Origin of the sequence: Arcticibacter svalbardensis MN12-7, assembly GCF_000403135.1 — a bacterium.
Classification (GTDB): Bacteria; Bacteroidota; Bacteroidia; order Sphingobacteriales; family Sphingobacteriaceae; genus Arcticibacter; species Arcticibacter svalbardensis.
On sequence record NZ_AQPN01000012.1, the window covers coordinates 16942 to 39409 of the forward strand.

The window sequence follows — 22468 nt, forward strand, 5'->3', positions numbered from 1 at the left end:
ACGCAGTTAAAACTTCTAAATACTTTCCTAAATTGCCGGTACTTTTGAAGTATATGCAGCTAATTAAAAACGATAAAAAGACGATCAGGGGATGGGCGATGTTCGATTGGGCCAACTCTGCTTATAACCTGGTGATTACCTCCACTATCTTTCCTGCTTATTATACCATTATCACGACTACAAAGGAGCATGGCGATAAAGTGCAATTTTTTGGAAGAACATTTGTCAATACGGCGCTGTCTAATTATTCACTTTCAGTAGCCTATCTCATCATGGCTTTGTTATTGCCTTTTTTGTCATCCATGGCCGATTTTAATGGTACTAAAAAGCTGTATATGAAGATCTTTACTTATATCGGCAGTTTCGCCTGTATGGGGCTTTACTTTTTTAAGTTGGATACGCTTGAACTAGGAATTATCTGTTTTGCTATTGCTGCCATGGGTTACATCGGCGGGGTTATGTTCAGCAATTCCTACCTTCCTGAGATTGCTACGGTGGATCAGCAGGACAGGGTAAGCGCCCAGGGTTTTGCCTATGGTTACATTGGGAGTGTACTTTTACAGATCATATGTTTCGTTTTTGTATTGAAACCTGATTGGTTTGGCATTACGGATCTTTCTTTTCCTCCTCGGTTTTCTTTCCTTTTGGTAGGAGTATGGTGGATCGTATTTGCGCAGATCCCTTTTCGCCGGCTCCCGAAACAAAATAAGGACCAAGTAGCTGAGGTAAAAAAGAAAGCGAATAATGGTTACCAGGAACTTAGTAAGGTGTGGAAACAATTAAATGGAAAAGCACAGTTAAAGCAGTTTTTACTGGCATTTTTCTTTTATTCTATAGGGGTACAAACCATTATGCTTGTTGCGGCCAGTTTTGGTGAGAAGGAACTGCATCTGGGTACCGATAAACTCATTATTATAATTTTGATCATTCAGCTTGTTGCTATTGCAGGGGCATATTTAATGTCAACACTAGGTAAGATCATTGGAAATGTACGGGTACTTATTATGGTGGTGGTGATTTGGATTGGCATCTGTGTGGCCGCCTATTACATCAGTACAGCACAGCAGTTTTATATCATCGCCATCTTTGTAGGATTGGTGATGGGAGGGATTCAAAGTCTTTCGCGGTCCACTTATTCCAAATTCCTTCCTTTGGATACGCCTGATACCGCTTCTTTTTTCAGTTTCTATGATGTGACGGAAAAGATTGCGATCGTCATTGGTCTAGCAGCATTTGCCTTTATTGAAGAGCGGTCCAATATTCGTAACTCAGCCCTTTCTTTAAGTGTGTTTTTCTTTATCGGGCTGATCATGCTGATTATTCTAGCTTATACAAAAGATAAAAGTCCTTCAAAAGTAATCTCTGAAAATTAAAATTTGGCATTTACAGAATACAATATACCTTTACAATTGAAATGACTGTAGAACTATTCATTCCATGTTTCATGGACCAGCTTTATCCCGATACTGCCTTTAATACAGTTAAAATACTGGAGCGCGCAGGATGTCAGGTAATTTATAATTCAGAGCAAACTTGTTGTGGACAACCGGCATTTAATGCGGGATTCTGGGATGAGGCCAAGGCAGTGGGAGGTAAGTTCTTAACTGATTTTTCGGAAAGCAACTACATTGTATCACCATCCGCTTCTTGTACCGGGATGGTTAAAAATTACTATAGCGACCTGTTTACCAATACAGCCGTGCATAATAGATGCAGAAATATCCAGGGGAATATACATGAGCTCTCAGATTTCCTGATCAACGTGCTGAAGAAAGATTACTTCGGAGCAGAACTGGATGGTAGGGCGGTTTATCATGATTCATGTGCTGGTTTGAGGGAGTGTAAAATCAAGGCAGAGCCACGTGCTTTGCTGGCTAAGGTACATGGTTTGGAGTTGGTTGACCTGAAGGACAATGATACTTGTTGTGGTTTTGGGGGAACGTTCGCTGTTAAATTTGAAGGGATCTCCAGTGCAATGGCACAACAAAAAATTGATAATGCACTGGATGCAGGTGCAGAATACATTATTTCGACGGATGCTTCCTGCCTTTTGCATATGCAGGGATACATTGATAAACACCATCTTCCGATCAAATCAATGCATCTTGCTGATGTGCTGGCACATGGCTGGGGAAATGTATAATTTGTAAAATCTTTCATTATTAGCTTCAAAACCTTACTTTTGCAATTGAATTTGGATCACGTCTGTATGTGATTTGATGAATAAATACTTATAAATGAACTTAAAATCATAGTTGTAGATGATTAACATTACACTTCCTGATGGTTCCGTACGCGAATATGAAAGCGGAATCACATCCTTCCAGATTGCACAGTCAATCTCTGAAGGTTTAGCACGAAACGTATTAGCTGCCGAAGTAAACGGCGTAGTTTGGGATTCAACCAGGGCAATTGAAGAGGACGCTACCGTTCGTTTGATCACCTGGAATGATGACCTTGGAAAGGCCACTTTTTGGCACTCCTCTGCGCATTTAATGGCTGAAGCACTAGAAGCACTTTACCCGGGTACTAAATTTGGTATCGGTCCGGCTATTGAAACCGGCTTTTACTATGATGTAGACTTTGGCGAGAGAGAATTCTCCTCCGATAACTTTAAAGAGATCGAAGATAAGATGCTGGAGCTTGCCAGAAAAAAATCGGCCTATGTACGTACACCGATCAGTAAAGCCAATGCCCTGGAATTTTTCACAGAAAAGGATGATGAATATAAACTGGACCTGATTAAGGATCTTCCTGATGGTTCGATCACGTTATATTCGCAAGGTAACTTTACAGACCTTTGCCGTGGTCCGCATATTCCAAACACAGGCTTTATTAAGGCCGTGAAGTTGATGAATGTTGCGGGAGCTTACTGGCGTGGGGATGAGAGTCGCAAACAGCTTACACGTATCTATGGGGTTACTTATCCCAAACAGAGCGAGCTGACTGATTACTTAAAACTGATTGAAGAAGCTAAGAAGCGAGATCACCGGAAACTGGGAAAAGAACTTGAACTGTTTATGTTCTCAGAAAAGGTAGGAATGGGATTACCGATGTGGCTTCCTAAGGGAACTGCATTGCGCGAGAAACTGGTTAACTTTCTGCAAAAGGCACAAGCTAAGTCAGGCTATCAGCAGGTAGTTACTCCACATATCGGTAATAAGAATTTATATGTGACATCTGGCCATTATGAAAAATATGGTGCTGACTCATTTCAGCCGATCAAAACTCCACAAGAGGGGGAAGAGTTCTTTTTAAAACCAATGAACTGTCCGCATCACTGCGAGATGTATAAATTTAAACCTCATTCTTATAAGGATCTTCCTATTCGTTTTGCTGAATTCGGAACCGTTTACCGGTACGAGCAAAGTGGCGAGTTGCATGGTTTAACCCGTGTAAGAGGATTTACTCAGGATGATGCGCATTTGTTTTGCCGTCCCGATCAGGTAAAAGAAGAGTTTAAGAAAGTAATTGACCTGGTATTGTACGTTTTTAAGGCTTTAGGTTTTAATGAGTACACTGCACAGATTTCTTTACGTGATCCTGCTAATAAGGCCAAATACATTGGAACAGATGAAAACTGGGCTTTAGCTGAGTCGGCTATTATTGAAGCCGCCGCAGAAAAAGAATTATCTACTGTAGTGGTTTTGGGCGAGGCCGCTTTTTATGGACCTAAGCTTGACTTCATGGTAAGGGATGCTTTGGGCAGAAAGTGGCAGCTTGGAACTATCCAGGTGGATTATAATTTACCAGAGCGATTTGAACTCGAATATACAGGAAGTGACAATTTAAAACATCGTCCGGTGATGATCCATAGGGCTCCATTTGGCTCCCTGGAGCGTTTTGTGGCCGTTCTGATTGAGCATTGTGCAGGAAACTTTCCATTATGGTTAACACCTGATCAATTTATTATACTTCCAATATCAGAGAAGTATGAAGAATATGCAAATAAAGTTTTAGAATCACTTAATAATTCCGATATTCGCGGCCTGATTGACTTACGAGATGAAAAAATCGGAAGGAAAATCAGGGATGCAGAATTGAAGAAAATTCCGTACATGTTAATCATCGGAGAGAAGGAAATGAGCGAAGGCTTGGTTTCAGTGCGTAAGCATGGTGAGGGTGACTTGGGAAGCATGACGGCAGAAGCATTTGAAAAACAACTATTAACAGAAGTAACAATTAACAAATATTAAATTTGGCATTAGGAAGACCAGGGTTTAACAAAGGTCCACGCGGACCAAGACCTCCGTTTAAGAAAAAAGAGGCTGAGCACAACATTAACGAGTATATCAGGGCTCCGCAAGTACGGCTTGTTGGAGAAAATGTTGAACAACAAGGTATCATGGCTTTGGCTGATGCCAGAAGAATTGCCGATGAGCAAGAGCTGGATTTAGTCGAAATCTCTCCTAATGCTGATCCTCCTGTTTGTAGAGTTATTGACTATAACAAGTTTATCTATGAGCAAAAGAAAAAGCTTAAAGAGATAAAGGCAAATGCAAAGCAAACGGTTATTAAAGAAATCCGTTTCGGGCCTAACACCAATGAGCATGACTTTCAATTTAAATTGAAACATGCAATGGGTTTCCTGGAAGCAGGAGAAAAGGTTCGTGCCTACGTTCATTTTAAGGGTAGGGCAATCGTTTACAAAGAACAAGGAGAAATCCTTTTGTTGCGGTTTGCACAGGCTTTAGAAGAAGTGGGTAAAGTAGAACAATTACCAAAATTAGAAGGAAAACGAATGTTTTTAATCGTTGGCCCAAGAGCAAAGAAATAAACAATAAATAAATAGAGTTATGCCAAAAATGAAGACCAATTCCAGTGCTAAAAAGCGTTTTAGGCTTACTGGAACCGGTAAAATTGCAAGGAAGAATGCGTTTAAGAGCCACATCTTAACCAAGATGTCAACTAAACGTAAGCGTAACTTAGGTCAGACCAGCTTAGTGTCTAAAGCTGACTTAGGAAATGTGAAGATGATGCTTGCAATAGGAAAGTAAATTAATTAATGTCACCTGGTACCCGGTTTTAAGATTGCCTAAACAGCAACACCGTCTGCCAAAAATCAAACAACATGCCACGTTCGGTAAACGCAGTAGCGTCAAGAAGAAGAAGAAAAAAGATCTTAAATTTAGCCAAAGGCTATTACGGATCTCGCAGCAAGGTTTATACTGTTGCAAAGAATACATTAGAAAAGGGTTTACAGTACGCGTACCGTGACCGTAAGACTAAGAAAAGAGAATTCAGAGCATTATGGATTCAACGTATTAATGCTGGTGCACGTCAACACGGAATTTCTTATTCTCAGTTGATTGGTAAATTAGCAGCTAAGGAAATTGGTTTAAACCGTAAGGTTTTAGCTGACTTGGCAATGAATGAGCCAGTTGCTTTCAAAGCAATCATTGATTTGGTAAAATAAATCGTTGTATTTTAATACAATTTATACAAAGGGAGTCACACAATGACTCCCTTTGTTCGTTTTAAGAATTATGGATTTCGGTAAAGTACCTGAGAATGAATTGGCAGGCATAGATTTTACATTGCCTGCAGATAGTGTCTTAACCACAGCTGTTTTAAAGCAAGCTAAAGCATTAAAAGATCTGCCATCGTACATTGGCTGTGCAAAATGGGGAAGGAAAGAGTGGAAGGGTTTAATCTATCCGGATAAACTGAAAGATATCCTGTTCCTGAATGAATATGTGAAGCATTTTAATTCCATAGAGCTCAATGCGGTGTTTTATAAAGTTCCCGAAAAGGACCAGATCATAACCTGGCGGGAGAAAGCTGAAGCAAAAGGAGCGGAGTTTAAATTTTGTCCCAAGATCTCTCAAACGATCAGTCACATTAAAAGGTTAAAGAATGCTGAAGAAGCTACTTCAAAGTACCTTTCAAGCATCATGGAGTTTGGTAAATATCTGGGACCTAGCTTCCTTCAGTTAAGTGATAATTTTGGTCCTGCTAATCTGCAGGTCCTATCCGATTATTTAGAATCGTTGCCGAAGGATTTCGACCTGTTTGTTGAAGTGCGTCATCAGGGCTGGTATACCGATGTTTCGGCAAGAAAGGAATACTTTGATATGCTCTCCAAACATCACGTAGGGGCGGTGATAACTGATGCTAGCGGGAGGAGGGATTGTGTCCACATGGAACTTCCTACGCCACATGCTTTCATTCGTTTTGTTGGAAACAGTTTGCATCCTACGGATTATAAACGGGTGGATGAATGGATTGATCGCATCGCGGAATGGAAAAAGCAGGGTTTGCAATCGGCCTGGTTTTTCCTGCATCAGCATGATGAGAAAGACACACCAATTTTAGCTGATTATACGGTAAAAAAGTGGAATGAGGTATTGGGTACTGAGTTAGCCGGACCTGGAATCAGGATTAAACCAACTGAGTTGGGCTTGTAGTCATTATCACTAATTATGATGTTAAACAGACATAAATATTTTTGTTGACTTCGATAAATCTATTAGCTTAGTAGACTTAATTTAAAGAATTAAATACTTACAATTATGAGTTTAAGACTAGGAGATACAGCACCGAATTTCACTGCCCAGACATCCTTGGGTGTAATTGATTTTTACGACTATGCAGGAGATAGTTGGATTGTATTATTTTCGCATCCTGCTGATTATACACCTGTATGTACCACTGAGTTGGGTGCTACAGCTGCTTTAAAGGAAGAATTTGTTAAACGTAATGTGAAGGTACTTGCATTAAGTGTAGATGGATTAACCAAACATGAAGGCTGGATTCAGGATATTAATGAAACTCAGGGTGTAGAAATTGATTTTCCTTTGATAGCAGATGAAAATAAGGAGATCGCAAATGCTTATGGCATGATTCACCCGAATGCATCAGACACTTTAACGGTTCGTTCTTTATTCATTATTTCTCCTGATAAAAAGGTGAAATTAATGATTACCTATCCCGCTTCTACAGGAAGGAATTTTCAGGAAGTGCTTCGTGTAATTGATTCGCTGCAGTTGACTGCTAAATACAGTGTAGCTACTCCTGCAGACTGGAAAGAAGGTGAAGATGTGGTTGTGGCGAACTCAATTAAAACAGAAGATATCGATGCCAAATTCCCTAAGGGATACCGAATTGTAAAACCATATTTGCGGTTTACACCTCAACCGGACAAATAACTATAAGTTATTCATAAAGAGCTCCATTTATGGGGCTTTTTTATGATTAGGCTAATCGTTCGGCTTCTATGGTGATGAGGTTACCACTGCAGCCGGTTGTAAATAATAAAAATACTTCCCCACCGTCACTAAGTTTGTGTTTCTTTTTGAGTTGTTCCGGAGTTAAAGGGAAGTTTCTGCTGATGACATTAAAGCTCCCTTTCATCTTTTTCTTGATAAAGTCCCTATAAGGTATCGCGGAAATAACTTTAAACGTTTTACCGGGGAATTCTTTTACGATATTTTCAGAGGTATAGAGATGCGTATTGATGTTTAATTTTTCTATAGCCTGTTTTATAGCAGTGGATTTAAATGCACCGGCCTTGAGTACGGCTACATCAGGCTCATATAGATAAGATAGGGGATCGGTATAATTAAGGATCTCTGAATTTTTCTCATATTCTATAGAAAAGTTAAAATGCAGCGTTTTTTGTGGAGTTAGAATGGCACAATGGATTTGAGGTTCAGCACAAAGCTCAGGCTGGAGTATCCATAAGAGCTCCTTACAGTCGTTTTTATAACTCACTACATGTATTTCCCTGACATAAGATCCAAACTCTTTTAAACCTGCCTGGATGTCCAGCATAGGGGATGTTTTAATTATAAGTTGATGTGCTTTTTCTAATAGCAGCGGTAAATTCTCAATTACATTAGGTTCTGTATCCTCAAGCATGAATACTTTTTTGTTTTCCACTCTCCGGGACGGATCAATATAGATTGTGTCAAACAGTTCATTGCCTTTTTTTAGGAAAGTTAGCCCGTCCTCATGGAAGAAATCTACATTTTTGAGGCCTAATGTGGTCAGGTTGTGTTTGGCAATTGCTGCAAGTTCGATATTCCGCTCACAATAGATAACTTGTTGTGCGACTTTAGCGAAAAAGTAACTGTCTACTCCAAAGCCTCCGGTAAAGTCAAGTATTCGTTTCCCTTTGATTAGCTGGGATTTATAACTTGCAGTTGCTTCTGAAGAGGTCTGTTCTAAAGCTAATTTTGAAGGATAGTAGACCTGATCGGCATGAAACCAGGTAGGAAGTTTCTTTTCTGCCCTATGCTTGCTATCGATCTGTTCGGCCAGTTCTTTAGCGCTCACATCCTTAAAGGGACTTTTAGCCAACATAATTTTGGTTATATCGGCTGTCAGGTTCTTATTTATATAGCTTTGAACGTCTTGTTGAAGAATTGCCTGGTTCATTCTTTTTGTTTTAAAACGACCTGTGCGGTGTTTCTGCTATTTTGTTCCAGCATAATAGTTTGTCCCTTTGTTAATTCAGCCAATAGATCCCGTTGGAAATGCCTCATGGTAATCAGTAGCAGACCATCGTTATATTTAACCATGAAGTTTTGCTCCAGCAGGGAAATTAGTCCGGGGAACTTTCTTTCATCATGATCGATACAGCCAGACAAACTGGTTGCGCCCACCTGTACCATATTCATTTTAACTGCACTGTCCGCCAGGTTTTTATAGATCATGCTGATATGACTTTCTGTAATAAAAGATAGATCCTTTGTGGTCATTGAAATTAGAATCTGCCTGTTTTTTATGATTACAGCAGGTTCTGTTGCCACAATATCGGTATCCATGATACAGGTGCCACTCTCTTCCGGTGAATGAAAGGGTTTTACAAAAAGGGGGATGTTATTATTCTGTAAGGGTTTAATGGTTTTAGGATGGATGACTGTTGCCCCATAGTACGTCATTTCGATAGCTTCCCGGTAGGAGAGCACATCGTACTTTTTGGTATTGGAAAATAATTTTGGATCTGCATTTAACACACCGGGCACATCTTTCCAGACGGTAACGGATTCAGCCTTGAGGCAGGTTGCAAATATTGCCGCCGAATAATCAGAGCCTTCGCGACCAAGTGTAGTGGTGAAGTTTTCTGATGTACCACCAATAAAACCTTGGGTAACAATGTATTTACTGTCAAGTACCTGTGCTAACTGTTCGCTTATTTTTTTTGATGTTTTATCCCAGTCGACCTTGCCTCTTGTATACGTATTATCGGTCATGATGTAACTTCGGGCATCTACCCATTGATTGATTACACCACAATGGTTGAGGTAGTGACTTATTATTTTTGAAGATACGAGCTCTCCAACAGAGACGATCTGGTCATACAGGTACTCGTAACTGTCATAAGGTTCTTCTTCCAGGATCCAGTCAATCTCAACAAATGTATTCGCTATATCATCATAAACGGGATGTGTTTCATCGGCAAAGAGTTCTTTAATTAGCGTAGCATGATACATTTTTACGACATTTAATAATTCTTGCGTATCTGTCCCTTTGTCATAATAGGCATTCAGAACAGCTTCGAGACTGTTCGTAGTTTTTCCCATTGCAGAGATTACAATCAAGAGTTTGTCTTTGGGAATTGAGGATACGATTTTAACCAGGTTTTTTATGCCATCGGCATCTTTTACAGATGCACCACCAAATTTATATACTTCAGTCATGTACAATTTGTGAAAAGCCGGAAGCGCTGAGCTGCTCCTTGCTTAATGAAACGTTGATCCATTCGCCTTCAAAGCGGGCATTGTATTTTTTATAAAATGAGATTGCGGGTTCATTCCAATCGAGTACCTGCCAGCTGATGCCATTAAACTTTTTTTCCTGTGCTTCTCTTATAGTAGCCTCAAACAAGAGTGTGCCTACTCCCTGGCCTCTGAGTGTTTCGTCCACGTAGAAGTCTTCCAGATACATCCGGCATCCTTTCCATGTGGAGAAACGGGTGTAGTATAAAGCAAAACCTTCTACTCTTCCATTGATCTCTGCCACAAAGGAGTTCCATACCGGGTTTTCTCCAAATCCCGCTTCTTCAAATTCTTCCAGCGTAACGGTTACTTCTTCCGGCGCTTTTTCAAATAAAGCCAAACCATGAACAAGCTCTAATAGACGGCTGCAATCTGCCTTAAGCGCTTTTCGGATAGTTATATTCATATTCATCTTTTTGATGCTTAGAGTTCGTTTATAAGGGCAATTCCCGTTTGCCTGAATGTTGTTTTATTCGGGATCGGCCGATCCTGGATCCTGAACATCAGGTTGCTCTGTTTCATCTTGATCAGTTGACGCTGCCGGTTTGTTTTTCCAGTGCGGAATCACACGTTTGCCAAAGATGGTACTTCCTATGCGTACCATAGTGCTGCCTTCTTCAACTGCTATTTTATAATCGGATGACATGCCTATGGAGAGCTCTTTAAATGAATCCTCTTTTCTAAAAAAAGAAGCTTTCAAACCATTGAAAAGAATTTTTAATTCATAAAATTCATCTTTAATCTGTTTTTGATTCTCTGTGTTGGTCGCAATACCCATTACGCCGACAATACGTGCGAACTTGATTTGAGCAAACTCTTCGGAACGAAGGAGTTCTACTGCCTCATCGAAGTCTAAACCAAACTTTGTCTCTTCATCGGCAATATAGATTTGTAGAAGACAATCAATAACGCGATTGTTTTTCTCTCCCTGTTTATCTATTTCTTTAAGCAGCTTCAGGCTGTCGACAGAATGGATAAGACTGATAAAGGGGGCAATATATTTTACTTTGTTGGTTTGGAGATGGCCTAAAAGATGCCATTGAATGTCTTTTGGCATATGTTCGTACTTTTCGACAAGTTCCTGTACCTGGTTTTCGCCAAAAAGACGCTGACCGGCTTCATACGCCTCCATTAAGTCCGCTTCCGGTTTAGTCTTTGATACCGCTACAAGTGTTACCTGATGCGGAATTAGTTCGTTGTTTAATTTGGACAAGTTAGCTGCAATGCTCATTTATATGTATTTTTAACCCGAAATTTGGCTAAATTAATAAATGAAGAGTTTATTGTTATTGTTTTTTATAATGATTTTTTTTATTGCCTGCGATTCCGGCAGAACTCCTAAAGGGATTATAGCTGAAAAGGAGATGATAGATGTGCTAACAGACGTACATCTTGTGGATGGTTACGCCTCTGTTATGTACGCAGATAGCAGTAGAAATGCTATTGCAGCATTGTATATGGCGATATATAAAAAACATAATACAGACTCTGTTGGTATTAGAAAAAGTCTGGAATATTATTCACGTCATCCAGATGAGTTAACAGTAATGTATGAGTCTGTTAACACCAAACTTAAAGCTTTAGAGAAAAGGGAGACTGATCTGGAAGTTGCGAAGCAATTGAAAGAGCAGGCTAAATTCGATAAGGAACGAAAATTGCAGGATCTAAAAAATAAATTAAAACTGGATTCGGTAAGAAACGATTCGTTAAACAAGCAGTATATAAAAATTGATACGTTCAAAGTTGTCCCGTTGAAAAGGTTATTTCTTCAGGATGTGTGGAAAAGAGAGAAAATGAAGATGAAATTGGATTCTATAACAAAGGATTCATTGAAGAACGCTAGAATTAAATAATGATCTATCCTAATAATGCTGCTGATAAACTGGGGTTTACAGAGGTAAAGGCACTTATAAAAGCGCTTTGTTTAAGTGATATGGGCAGTCAGATGGTCGATAAGATCCAGATGATGACCAACTACGATAATATTAACAAATTTCTTCGTCAGACGAAAGAGTTTAAAGAGATCCTGGAGAATGATTCACCATTGCCAATCCGTCATTTATTTGATATTAAATCGTTAGCAGAAAAGATCCGTGTGGAAGGTGCCTTTTTATTGGAAGGCGAATTGCAACAAGTTCTGCTTTCTTTACAGACGGTTTTTTCGGTAATTAGTTATTTCAATGAGCGGGAGGGAAGGTATCCTACGCTGGAAGCATTGTTTGAACATCTGCCTATTGAAAAAAAGATTATCCGGAGCATTGAGCTGATTATTGATGAAAAAGGGAAAATAAGAGCGAATGCATCTGCTGAGCTGCAAAATATAGTGGCCGGTATTGCCAAGGCAGAACAGGAAGCCCGAAAGAAGATTGATCATATTTTTAAAGCAGCACAAAATAGCGGTTATACAGCTGATGGTTCCTTAACGATTCGTGATGGACGTTTATGTATTCCGCTGCTTGCTGAAAATAAAAGAAAGGTGAAAGGTTTTGTTCATGATGAATCTGCATCGGGACAAACGGTTTACTTAGAGCCGGAAGAGGTGTTTCAGCTCAATAACAGGGTGAGGGACCTGGAGTTTGATAAACGTCGTGAGATTGTCCGCATTCTGGTTCGTCTCAGTGATGAACTCCGTCCGTATGTGCCCTTGTTTCTGGCTTACCATGGTTTATTGACCAAGCTGGATTTTGTACGGGCTAAGGCTTTATTTGCCATTAAGACTGAATCGCAAATGCCTATATTAATAAACAAGGCAGAGTTGAAGCTGGTCAACGCAAGACATCCTTTGTTGATATTGGCATTGAAAAAAGAGGGTCACACTGTGGTGCCTTTAAATATTACGATTGACGAGGAGCAGCGGGTAATTGTCGTTTCGGGACCAAATGCCGGTGGTAAATCGGTTTGTATGAAAACGGTGGGACTGATACAGATTATGGTACAAGCCGGTCTTCTTGTTCCGGTAGATGAGCATTCTTCTGTGGGGATCTTTAAACAGGTGTTTGCGGATATTGGTGATGACCAGTCCATCGAAAGTGACCTAAGTACCTACAGTGCTCATTTGTCAAAAATGAAGTATTTTGTGGAGAACGCAGGAGGTAAGACATTGATACTGATTGATGAATTTGGTACGGGTACGGATCCTTTGTTTGGGGGACCAATTGCAGAGGCTGTATTAGAAGCTTTAAATAAAAAGAGGATCAGAGGGGTAGTAACAACCCATTACTCCAATCTTAAATTATACGCCAATGCTACTGAGGGGCTTGAAAATGCATCTATGATGTTCAATAATCTGGAGATGCAGCCTATGTATATCCTGGAGATCGGCAAACCCGGAAGTTCCTATGCGTTTGAAATTGCACAAAAGATTGGTCTGCCTTTTCATATTTTAAATGCCGCAAAAGCGAAGATCGGAACGCAGCAAAAGAAGGTGGATACCTTGCTGGTTGATTTGGAACGCGATAAAAAAGAATTGTTGGAAACCCGCGTAGCCGTTGATAAACAGCAAAAGCGGGTTGCTCTATTGTTGCAGGAAAATGAAGAATTGAAGACCTTTTTGGATGAAAATCGTAATTCTATTCTTAAGGATGCGAAGAAAGAGGCACAAAGTATTATACTGAACGCTAATAAACTGATTGAAAATACGATTTCGGAAATAAAAGAAACACAGGCTGATAAGGAGAGTACCGTTAAGTTGCGTCAGAACTTACAGCAGGAGTTAAAGAAACACCAGGTGAAAGAAGTTGCTTCTTTAAAACCTGTTATTGATCAGGAACTTAAACATGGCGACTGGGTGAAATTGATTGACTCTGAAACTATCGGTCAAGTGATTGATGTAGCTAAGGATAATGTGATCCTGGCAATTGGTGAACTTCGTTCTGTTGTAAAACGTAAACGGGTGGAAAAAATTACGAAAAAAGAGGTACCTAAAGAAATCCGAAGATCTTATTCGTCACAGCTTGCAGAGAGTTTTGCATCATTCAGTCCGGAGATTGACGTAAGAGGAATGCGTGGGGAGGATGCCGTTTATGAGATCGAAAAATATCTGGATAAAGCATTAATGATGGGGATTTCCACACTTAAAATTATTCATGGAAAAGGGGATGGCATTTTGCGCAAACTAATCCGTGGATACCTGAGTAAGTATGCGCAGGTATCCAGGATAGAAGATGAGCACCAGGATCGTGGTGGCGATGGGATCACCTATGTGTATCTTTAAAACTTAACTTCTTTGTGTTCGCCTTCTTCATTGGGCTTACCACCAAGTGTGTTTTTCACAAGTGAAATGATTTGAGCTATGAGCAAGTCAGGTGAATCCCAATACTCTGCCTTGTCCGGCTCAATCCTTAAAAGACAAAGATCCGGGTCTGTCTTTCCATAAGGGAACCATGTTTTGTATCGGTCAGACCAAAGTTCTTCAACTTTTAAAGCATCTGTACTGATGATGGCCAGGCCATTTACGGTAATATAGAGACCCTTTTCTGTATCACTGTAGTTGAGAATTACATGCGGATTCTGTGCTATTTCAGATGTTTTTTGAGCGCTTTTTCGAGCAAACATCCAAATTAAACCATCATCTTTAATAGGGAAAGTATACATTGGCCTGCTATCTAAACTACCGTTTGGGTTCACGGTTGATAACATGGCAATCTTAATATCAGCAATTTTAGAAGACAGCTCACGCGCTTTTTTGATAAATTCTATTTCTTCTAATTGTTCTTGGGGTGTTTCTCCTTTAAGTTCAGTCATAGGGATTATTATTTCTATATAAGATAAAAACCTGAATGCTTGCTTTTGTTTAAAAAAATTGAAATTGTTTAGGATTGATGTGGATATGCAGATAATGCTAAGTATTAGCTGACTGTTACCTTAAAAATGGTTTAATAAAAATGGATTTTGCCTGTTTCGTGGCTGAATGATTATCGGAGAGGAAAGGATAGGTTAACGATCGGAATGTCCCAAGCTTTTATCAGGGCTTACGATGTCTCTGACCAATTGTTTCAATTCTTTGATTTCGGGAAAACGTCCTGCTGTTTTACGGTCAAATATTAAGTCCTCATTTATCTTTATGGTGAAAGTTCCACCAGTTTCGGAGGGTTTTAATAATACGCCTTCAATTTCATCTACAAAAGTACCGAGTAATTCCTGAGCCATATAAGCTGAACGGAGTAGCCAACCGCATTTAGGGCAATATTCTATAGTTATAATTTGCTTCATGGTAATTTGTTAAATGTGTCTAATGCTATTAACTAATTGTGATTGTTAACTCTTTTCCTGTTAGTTGAAAAAAAACGTTTTGTAATTCATGAACATAGATTATTCGTTTTTGTAAAGCCTGATTAAATGATCCGGATGATGTTGTGAATTGATATTGATCTGATTTATTGGTGTAAAACCAATTGTCAGGGTCCTGCGGGTCCTGGATAAATGAAGCTTTTGCCAACCACCCCTTGTTAAGCTTCAGTGGATTTATTTCATCGAACTGGATCCTGAAAAGATATCCTTTGCGTGGGATAAGCATCTTGCAAAGTACACTGGATTGCTGAATTTCAAGTATAGAAAGAATGCCTTCCTGGTTTTCTCTTGGATAAACCACAATAATATTTCCAGGTCGTAATTGGGTAAGATCTGTTTGCATCTTTAAACTAAATCACATCACAACACAAATATAGGTGTAGCATGCCAAATAAAGGTATTTTTGAACTTTGATTTATAAGCGGGCTTAAGTCATCATTTTGTAACGTTGTTAAATAGTGTTAATAAAGGATGTTTAGGTGTCATAATCTGTTCAATAGCAAATATAAAAGCAGGATATTTGCGTTAGTATGATTCTTTAATAGATAGATAAAATACATGAAAAAAGTCACTTTAATTTTAATCGCAGTATTGCTAAGCGGAGCTATTCATGCTCAGATACTTACTCCGGTGAAATGGTCTTATGCTGCTAAAAGCTTAAGTAAGACAGAAGCCATTATTCTGATCAAGGCCACCATAAATAGTGGATGGCATATATATTCTCAGCATGTAGGTGATGGAGGACCTGTACCTACATCAATTTCCTTTAATCCCTCAAGTGAGTATACCCTTATCGGTAAAACCCTGGAGCCTAAGCCAATTACGAAATTCGAAAAGGCATTTAGTATGAATGTGAGTTATTTTGAGAATTCGGTTATATTTCAACAAAGGGTTAAAATAAAGGCTGGGAAACCAGTAATTAAGGGTAAGCTTGAGTTTATGGTTTGCAATGATCAGAAATGTCTTCCTCCTGATGAAGTAAGTTTTAGTATTCCTATTAAATAGTGCTAGCACCTCGCCTTAAAATGAAATTACTCAAAAATTACGTACTTCTTTTGTTACTGGTTTTTCTGTTTGTTGGAAATGCTAAAGCACAGGATAGTACGGGTGCAATTAATACGGATGATATTGAATTTACGGATATTGAGCCTGTCAAGGCAGATAGCCAGGTAACTTCCGCTAGTGCTGTTTCGAAAGATACGGCCACCATTCGTGCTTCAAATACTGGAAATGTAATTAAAAAAGAAGCGGATAGTCGTTCCTTGTGGACAACTTTTATACTTGGATTTTTAGGAGGATTAGCCGCTCTTTTTATGCCCTGTATCTTCCCGATGTTGCCACTTACAGTTAGTTATTTTACGAAAAGTGCTTCTTCTAAGTCTGGAGCCATAACCAAAGCTGCTGTTTATGGGATTTCCATCATTCTGATCTATGTACTGCTTGGGTTGATAGTGACGATTGTTTTTGGCGCAGATGCTTTAAATGATTTGTCCACAAATGGGATCTTTAACATTGTGTTTTTTCTGATGTTGGTTGCTTTTGCTGCCTCTTTTCTAGGTGCATTTGAATTAACACTTCCATCATCATGGGTAAATAAAGCGGATTCAAATTCGGATAAAAAGGGTTTTGCTGGGATCTTTTTCATGGCGGCAACATTGGCTCTTGTTTCCTTTTCATGTACAGGACCAATAATTGGCTATCTTTTAGTGGAGGCCGCAACAAAGGGAGCTCTTCTGGGTCCCGCCATCGGGATGTTTGGCTTTGCATTAGCATTAGCAATTCCTTTTACCCTATTTGCTATGTTTCCTTCGTTAATGCAGGGACTTCCTAAATCAGGAGGATGGTTAAATAGTGTAAAAGTTGTATTGGGGTTTTTGGAACTTGCTCTTTCATTGAAATTTCTTTCCAATGTAGATCTGGCTTATCACTGGGAATGGTTCGATCGTGAAATATTCCTAAGTTTATGGATCGTTATTTTTGCTTTAATGGGTTTATATCTTTTAGGTAAATTAACCTTTTCTAATGATTCCCCGATTCAATTTTTATCCGTACCCCGATTATTTTTAGCTATCATCGTACTATCCTTTACCATGTATATGGTTCCCGGTTTATGGGGTGCCCCGCTTGCCTCTATTTCGGCATTTTTGCCGCCCCAACAGACACAGGACTTCGATTTATATACAGCCTCACTTAGTCAGGGTAAAGGTTTTTCCGGAACGGTTGAATCTGCTCATCCAATAAAATATGTGGATAAATTTAAAGCTCCGCTGGGATTAACTGCATTTTTTGACTACGAAGAAGGAATAGCCTATGCAAGAAAGGTAAACAAGCCGGTGATGATCGATTTTACTGGTCATGCATGTGTGAATTGCCGAAAAATGGAGGCTGCTGTATGGCCCGACCAGGTGGTTCGGAATCACATCATTAATGATTATGTTTTGATTCAATTGTATGTGGATGATAAAACTGATCTTGCTCAAAATGAACAATTTGTCTCCAAGTCTGGAAAGTCAATCAAAACAATAGGAAATAAATGGAGCGACTTTCAGGCCAGTCGTTTTAATGCTAATTCGCAACCTTTTTATGTTCTTTTGGGGCATGATGAAAAACCATTGGTTGAGCCTATAGGGGCGGACTATGATAAAGTGAGTTACGCCAAGTATCTTGAAAGTGGATTAAAGGCCTTTAAAGGCATAAAATAGATTATTAATTAAAATGCCTTTTCAAGCGGATTTTTCACTTAAAAATATATATTTGCCGCACAAGAATATTATTATGGAAAATTTCACTAAATTAAAAGAGCTAATTGCTTCCATGGAAGTAGATGCTGACAAGTTTTACAACAAGGCTAGTGGTGCTGCAGGAACTCGCGTTCGTAAGGCTTTGCAGGAAATTAAAACATTGGCTCAAGAGATGCGTAACGAAGTTACTGAACTTAAAAATAAAGAAGCATAGTCCATCATTGGAATTTATGTTTTAAAAGGTTATCTCCTCACGAGATAACCTTTTTTTTGCACTTTTATCTTTATGACCTTTATCATATTTATGATAATAAAAGATATTAAAGTCTTCTATTGTATATCTTTGATAGATGAATGACTCCGGCAGATCAATAAATAAGAAAACGTTAATAAGTACGCTATTAAAAGAGGATAAAGAAGGAGTAATTAAAGCATTGGAATGTTTGAATAAGAATTTTGCAAAGCTTCGGAATCCAGTCCTGAGAAATATGTTTGCCGGTTTCGTCACAATAGAAACAGCATGTAAGGTTGGAAATTGCGAAGTAACAGATTTTCTTGATGTCATGAAAAAGATAGGATTTATGGTTGAGGAGGATCCTGCAAATAACATTTTAGTTCTGGAGGATGATATAAAGATTGACAAATCAAATATAAAAGAGCTGGATGTTCGTGCAATCTTATCCAGACAGGAAGACCCGCTTAAACTAATCATGAGTACGGTTAAAGAACTTCAAGATTCAGAGTGTCTAAAGCTTATTGCACCATTTGAACCTGTGCCTTTAATTCATTTAATGCAGGCTAAGGGTTTTTCCAATGAGGTACATATAGAAGAAGATGGATCAGTAATTACTTATTTTAAAAGGGATTACACTTTGCAAAAAACGGTAGAAAAGGTACAACTTCCGGTTGTTGATGATCCGGACAGTTTTAATTTAAAAATTAAGCATTTTGAGGGAAAAATTAAAACTCTTGATGTGAGGGATCTCGAAATGCCTAAACCTATGATTGCTATACTGGAGACTCTTCAGCAACTCGGAGATGGGGAAGCATTATATGTGTACCATAAAAAGATTCCGGTTTACTTATTACCGCACCTGGAAGAAAAAGGGTTCCTGTATCTTACAAAAAACACAGATGAAGGTAAAGTGGATTTATTGATTTATAAGTCATGAGCAGTAGTTTGCCCAAGCAGTCTGATGGCATGTATAAACTCGTGTTGCTTCACTATTTTATATCCGGATTATGCTTTCTTCTTTTAGCTGTTCTGTTTCTATTCTCGATTAAAGATATCTCAGGACATTATTTCAATCCACACTTACTGGCTATTACTCATTTGGCAGCCTTGGGATGGGGCACACTGGTTATTTTTGGTGCATGTTACCAGTTGTTGCCGGTACTACTGGAAACTGATCTGTATAGCTCTAAATTGCCTTGGTTTACCTTTGTCCTATTTATTCCAGGATTATTTTGTCTGATTTACTCCTTTTGGGTTTTCGAACCGGGAATACATATGCAGGCAGGAGGTTTGTTGCTTACATCAGCTATATTGACTTTTTGCATTACGGTAATTAGAACTGCAAAAAAAAGTAAGGTTTCATCCATTCATAAGGAGTTTATCGTCACTTCCAGTATTTGGCTTGTTGCAACTGCCCTAGTGGGGACCTTGCTTGTGTTCAATTTTCATTATGCTTTTCTTCCTAAAGATCATCTGCAGTATCTTAGGCTTCATGCACACATGGGATTGGCGGGTTGGTTTCTGATGCTGATAATAGGGGTTAGCTGCAAATTAATTCCGATGTTTTTAGTGTCCAGAATTCAACTGAACCATCTGCTTTCCTGGAGTTATTATTTAGTTAATCTAGCACTTCTACTCTTTCTAATCGATGGTTATTTTTACGGAATTAACCTGCATACCTATTTCATAACCATGGTATTATTAGCTGGATTGAGTTGTTATTTCGTTTATGTAAAAAAGTGTTTTGATTCCCGATTGAAGAAGAAGCTGGATATCCCTATCTTGAAAACAGTATTATCTATCAGCTTACTGAGTTTGGCTCTGATTCTGATTCCGGTTATTATATATAGCTCGTCAAAGCAAAATGGCTTAGCCGTTCATTACTCCATATTTTATGGAATGTTATTATTTATGGGGTGGATCACTGCACTGATCATGGGACATGCATTTAAAACACTACCTTTTATAGTATGGGTTCGAAAGTATGAGCATTTAAGCGGTAAAAGGAAAATACCTATGCCGGCTGATCTATATAGCTCAAAACTCCTTAAGCTTCAGTATGTAAGCTATATCGCATTCTGCATCCTATTCTTCTGCGGCTACCTCTTATATAGTCCTGTTATGATGATCATAGGCATTGGATGTTTACTAATTTCATCAGTAGCTTACCTATTAAATTTAGTTATACTGATCAAACACAAAGACAAATCATTAAGCCATGAAAGAATTTGACATTAGAGACCAATCCTCATTCAAAGAACTGGAGATTATAGAAAACTTAAGGACTGTTCTTGATCCGGAACTTCAGATCAATGTAATCGATATGGGATTAATTTATCATATTGACCTATCAGAAGAATTAAGAATAAGGATTGAGATGACGCTTTCTTCCTCACATTGCCCAATGGGTGAGGCTATACTACAATCTGTTAAAAACTGTTTAGAGGAAGCTTATCCCGGTTATGAAGTTGTTGTTGATTTGGTATGGGAGCCCAACTGGACCTATGAAAACATAACAGAAGAGGGTAGAAGGCAACTTGGCAGGTAGAGTTTTTTAATATATGATATCAATCATTTATTTAGATACAGAATAAAAGATATATTTGTCTTCTATTAATACTAACGATATGGAAATAGTTGAAATTCTTAATGTTACTGAAATTGAGCCACGTTTCAGACATCCTTTAATCTTTGATCAGTTTGATGCATTAGCCTTAGGAGAATCATTTATCATACAAATTGATCATGATCCAAAACCACTTTATTACCAGTTAATCGCTGAAAGGGGCAAAATCTTTACATGGGAATATCTAATGAGTGGTCCTGAATTATATCAGGTAAAAATCAGTAAAAATGATTCTGAACAAAAAGAAGAAACGATAGGAGAGATAGTAGCGAAAGATTATCGTAAGGCACAAGTATTTAAGAAACTTGGAATAGATTTTTGCTGTGGTGGAAAGAAAACAGTGAGTCAGGTTTGTGATAAAAAAGGACTTGATAAGGATGATGTAAAAGAAGAATTGGCGAAATTGGACGGACAGCAGGGCAATCCTTCTCAGGATTATCAGAAGTGGGATCTTGACTTTTTGAGCGATTATATCATCAATACGCATCACAAATATGTAAAGGATACCATTCCCTTTCTATCCGAAATAGCACAAAAAGTAGCCAGTGTACATGGTGCTAACCATCCGGAAGTAATTCGCATAGCAGAAGTTTTTGCCGCAGTTGCATCTGATTTAAGTCTGCATTTACAAAAAGAGGAGAAAATTCTTTTTCCTTATGTCAAAAGTCTGGTACTTGCTGAAAAACAAGGTACAGCATTGCCGGAATCTTCTTTTGGAGAAGTTGGAAATCCAATTGAAGTGATGGAAGCAGAGCATGAGCATGTAGGAGAAGATTTGGGTGAGATAAATGAGCTGACGAATAATTATACTGTTCCACAGGACGCTTGTACCTCTTACCGAATTTTATACCGGACGTTGGAAGAATTTGAAAATGATTTGCATCAGCATGTACATCTGGAAAATAATATTCTTTTTCCAAAGGCAATTGAACTTGAAAAAGCGATGAAGCTTTAATTTTAATAAAATGTTATAGGTTTGCAACCTAGTACAATACTATGATACTATCAAAATCATGTGAGTATGCCATTAGGGCTGTCGTATACGTAGCGGCTAAGACTGTTAAAGAGGAAAGGGTAGGTATCATTGAAATTGCGGAGGCTATAGGATCTCCGGTAGCATTTACGGGGAAAATACTGCAAACACTTACACGTAAAAAAGTTCTGGCTTCATCAAAAGGTCCGAACGGCGGGTTTTATATTATAGATCCCGCTTCAGTGTACTTGATAGATATTGTTCGTGCAATGGATGGTAATGAAATTTTTACTGCTTGTGTAATAGGATTAACGACTTGTTCTGCCGAAAGACCATGCCCGATGCATCATCAGATGAAGCCAATCCGTGATCAGTTGCGCATTGATTTTAGTAATAGATCGGTGTATGAAATGGTGCAGGCATTTGAAGAAAACAACTACTTTTTGAAGTAAATTATTCAAACTATTCCGGTCATTTTATCGTCGTTGTAGTAAGCTAGTTAAGAATATCCTCAACACTTCGTCAAACTTTTTGTTATACTTACACTGTTGAATTAATTTAATGTAGTGTCTATGAAGAATCAATCAAAAATAATAGCTGCAATGCTTGCAGGAGTTGCAGCTGGAGCTATAATCGGGCTTTTATTATCACCAGAAGATGGCGGGGAAACACGTAGTGATATAACCGCATGGTTTAAAGATGTTTATGAGCGTTCGAAAGAAAAAAGCAGTGACTTAGCAGCGAAAGGACTCAATGCGATAAAAGCTGGTCAACCATCCGCTGATAATCAAATTGATCATGCTGAGAGTGCATTAGGCGTTTAAATAAGCTATTACATGTATTATAATAGATGAGATCTGTCAATCCTGATGGATCTCATTT

26 protein-coding genes are annotated in these 22468 nt (G+C 38.6%); 19 read left to right on the forward strand and 7 right to left on the reverse strand.

All coding sequences use genetic code 11. The annotated features are described in order from the left end of the window. The first annotated feature begins 53 nt into the window (after positions 1-53). The 8 genes from ADIARSV_RS01555 (at position 54) to ADIARSV_RS01590 (ending at position 7148) form a co-directional block, all read left to right on the forward strand. Positions 54-1373, forward strand: coding sequence for an MFS transporter (locus ADIARSV_RS01555; protein ID WP_016193583.1), 1320 nt, complete (start codon positions 54-56; stop codon positions 1371-1373). 41 nt (positions 1374-1414) lie between these two features. Beyond that, positions 1415-2143: a (Fe-S)-binding protein gene (locus ADIARSV_RS01560; RefSeq protein WP_016193584.1), complete on the forward strand. Its 729-nt coding sequence runs from the start codon at positions 1415-1417 to the stop codon at positions 2141-2143. A 118-nt stretch (positions 2144-2261) separates the two neighbouring features. After that, positions 2262-4196: a threonine--tRNA ligase gene (thrS, locus tag ADIARSV_RS01565; RefSeq protein WP_016193585.1), complete on the forward strand. Its 1935-nt coding sequence runs from the start codon at positions 2262-2264 to the stop codon at positions 4194-4196. A gap of 2 nt (positions 4197-4198) precedes the next feature. Continuing rightward, positions 4199-4777: a translation initiation factor IF-3 gene (gene infC, locus ADIARSV_RS01570; protein ID WP_016193586.1), complete on the forward strand. Its 579-nt coding sequence runs from the start codon at positions 4199-4201 to the stop codon at positions 4775-4777. Positions 4778-4796: 19 nt separating this feature from the next. Then, positions 4797-4997 (forward strand): 50S ribosomal protein L35, encoded by a 201-nt coding sequence (gene rpmI, locus ADIARSV_RS01575; protein ID WP_016193587.1) that lies wholly within the window; start codon positions 4797-4799, stop codon positions 4995-4997. Between the two features lie 74 nt (positions 4998-5071). Further along, positions 5072-5416 carry a 50S ribosomal protein L20 gene (rplT, locus tag ADIARSV_RS01580; RefSeq protein WP_016193588.1) on the forward strand — a complete coding sequence of 115 codons (345 nt, stop codon included), beginning with the start codon at positions 5072-5074 and terminating at the stop codon, positions 5414-5416. A 70-nt stretch (positions 5417-5486) separates the two neighbouring features. Beyond that, positions 5487-6407: a DUF72 domain-containing protein gene (locus ADIARSV_RS01585; protein WP_016193589.1), complete on the forward strand. Its 921-nt coding sequence runs from the start codon at positions 5487-5489 to the stop codon at positions 6405-6407. Positions 6408-6512: 105 nt separating this feature from the next. Further along, positions 6513-7148 carry a peroxiredoxin gene (locus ADIARSV_RS01590; protein WP_016193590.1) on the forward strand — a complete coding sequence of 212 codons (636 nt, stop codon included), beginning with the start codon at positions 6513-6515 and terminating at the stop codon, positions 7146-7148. Positions 7149-7194: 46 nt separating this feature from the next. Here ADIARSV_RS01590 and ADIARSV_RS01595 read toward each other — a convergent pair whose 3' ends face one another. From ADIARSV_RS01595 to ADIARSV_RS01610, 4 genes are all read right to left on the reverse strand, one after another. Continuing rightward, positions 7195-8379, reverse strand: coding sequence for a class I SAM-dependent methyltransferase (locus tag ADIARSV_RS01595; protein WP_016193591.1), 1185 nt, complete (start codon positions 8377-8379; stop codon positions 7195-7197). Further along, the gene (locus tag ADIARSV_RS01600; RefSeq protein WP_016193592.1) at positions 8376-9644 is read right to left on the reverse strand and encodes an aspartate kinase; all 1269 of its coding nucleotides are present in this window, start codon (positions 9642-9644) and stop codon (positions 8376-8378) included. Before ADIARSV_RS01600 ends, ADIARSV_RS01595 begins: the two co-directional genes overlap by 4 nt. Then, entirely contained in the window at positions 9637-10128 is a 492-nt protein-coding gene (locus ADIARSV_RS01605; RefSeq protein ID WP_040298748.1) for a GNAT family N-acetyltransferase, read from the reverse strand. Before ADIARSV_RS01605 ends, ADIARSV_RS01600 begins: the two co-directional genes overlap by 8 nt. A gap of 63 nt (positions 10129-10191) precedes the next feature. After that, on the reverse strand, positions 10192-10953 hold the full coding sequence (locus ADIARSV_RS01610) for a YggS family pyridoxal phosphate-dependent enzyme (protein ID WP_016193594.1): 762 nt from the start codon (positions 10951-10953) through the stop codon (positions 10192-10194). A 70-nt stretch (positions 10954-11023) separates the two neighbouring features. Here ADIARSV_RS01610 and ADIARSV_RS01615 point away from each other — a divergent pair, with 70 nt between their 5' ends. Next, on the forward strand, positions 11024-11575 hold the full coding sequence (locus tag ADIARSV_RS01615; protein ID WP_160166630.1) for a DUF4296 domain-containing protein: 552 nt from the start codon (positions 11024-11026) through the stop codon (positions 11573-11575). Next, positions 11575-13935, forward strand: coding sequence for an endonuclease MutS2 (locus ADIARSV_RS01620; RefSeq protein WP_016193596.1), 2361 nt, complete (start codon positions 11575-11577; stop codon positions 13933-13935). The genes ADIARSV_RS01615 and ADIARSV_RS01620 overlap by 1 nt, the downstream gene beginning before the upstream one ends. Here ADIARSV_RS01620 and ADIARSV_RS01625 read toward each other — a convergent pair. From ADIARSV_RS01625 to ADIARSV_RS01635, 3 genes are all read right to left on the reverse strand, one after another. Then, positions 13932-14465 (reverse strand): pyridoxamine 5'-phosphate oxidase family protein, encoded by a 534-nt coding sequence (locus ADIARSV_RS01625; protein ID WP_016193597.1) that lies wholly within the window; start codon positions 14463-14465, stop codon positions 13932-13934. The two genes, ADIARSV_RS01620 and ADIARSV_RS01625, sit on opposite strands and share 4 nt — an antisense overlap. Positions 14466-14657: 192 nt before the next feature. Then, positions 14658-14933, reverse strand: coding sequence for a SelT/SelW/SelH family protein (locus tag ADIARSV_RS01630; protein ID WP_040298737.1), 276 nt, complete (start codon positions 14931-14933; stop codon positions 14658-14660). A gap of 28 nt (positions 14934-14961) precedes the next feature. Next, a complete protein-coding gene (locus tag ADIARSV_RS01635; protein ID WP_016193599.1) occupies positions 14962-15354 on the reverse strand; it encodes a hypothetical protein in 393 nt (130 codons plus the stop codon). Positions 15355-15569: 215 nt separating this feature from the next. Between ADIARSV_RS01635 and ADIARSV_RS01640 the strand changes: the two genes are divergently transcribed. The 9 genes from ADIARSV_RS01640 to ADIARSV_RS01685 all read left to right on the forward strand — a co-directional run bounded on the left by ADIARSV_RS01640 (position 15570) and on the right by ADIARSV_RS01685 (position 22410). Then, positions 15570-16016 (forward strand): protein-disulfide reductase DsbD N-terminal domain-containing protein, encoded by a 447-nt coding sequence (locus ADIARSV_RS01640; protein WP_016193600.1) that lies wholly within the window; start codon positions 15570-15572, stop codon positions 16014-16016. Between the two features lie 20 nt (positions 16017-16036). After that, the gene (locus ADIARSV_RS01645) at positions 16037-17713 is read left to right on the forward strand and encodes a protein-disulfide reductase DsbD family protein (RefSeq protein WP_040298738.1); all 1677 of its coding nucleotides are present in this window, start codon (positions 16037-16039) and stop codon (positions 17711-17713) included. A gap of 73 nt (positions 17714-17786) precedes the next feature. Further along, a complete protein-coding gene (locus ADIARSV_RS01650; protein WP_016193602.1) occupies positions 17787-17966 on the forward strand; it encodes a hypothetical protein in 180 nt (59 codons plus the stop codon). A 136-nt stretch (positions 17967-18102) separates the two neighbouring features. Next, on the forward strand, positions 18103-18924 hold the full coding sequence (locus ADIARSV_RS20320; protein ID WP_016193603.1) for a DUF2249 domain-containing protein: 822 nt from the start codon (positions 18103-18105) through the stop codon (positions 18922-18924). Next, entirely contained in the window at positions 18921-20219 is a 1299-nt protein-coding gene (locus ADIARSV_RS01665; protein ID WP_016193604.1) for a hypothetical protein, read from the forward strand. The genes ADIARSV_RS20320 and ADIARSV_RS01665 overlap by 4 nt, the downstream gene beginning before the upstream one ends. Beyond that, positions 20206-20535: a metal-sulfur cluster assembly factor gene (locus ADIARSV_RS01670; protein WP_016193605.1), complete on the forward strand. Its 330-nt coding sequence runs from the start codon at positions 20206-20208 to the stop codon at positions 20533-20535. Before ADIARSV_RS01665 ends, ADIARSV_RS01670 begins: the two co-directional genes overlap by 14 nt. A gap of 79 nt (positions 20536-20614) precedes the next feature. Beyond that, a complete protein-coding gene (gene ric / locus ADIARSV_RS01675) occupies positions 20615-21568 on the forward strand; it encodes an iron-sulfur cluster repair di-iron protein (protein ID WP_016193606.1) in 954 nt (317 codons plus the stop codon). 41 nt (positions 21569-21609) lie between these two features. After that, positions 21610-22038: an RrF2 family transcriptional regulator gene (locus ADIARSV_RS01680; protein ID WP_016193607.1), complete on the forward strand. Its 429-nt coding sequence runs from the start codon at positions 21610-21612 to the stop codon at positions 22036-22038. Between the two features lie 120 nt (positions 22039-22158). After that, a complete protein-coding gene (locus ADIARSV_RS01685; RefSeq protein WP_016193608.1) occupies positions 22159-22410 on the forward strand; it encodes a YtxH domain-containing protein in 252 nt (83 codons plus the stop codon). Positions 22411-22468: the final 58 nt, after the last annotated feature.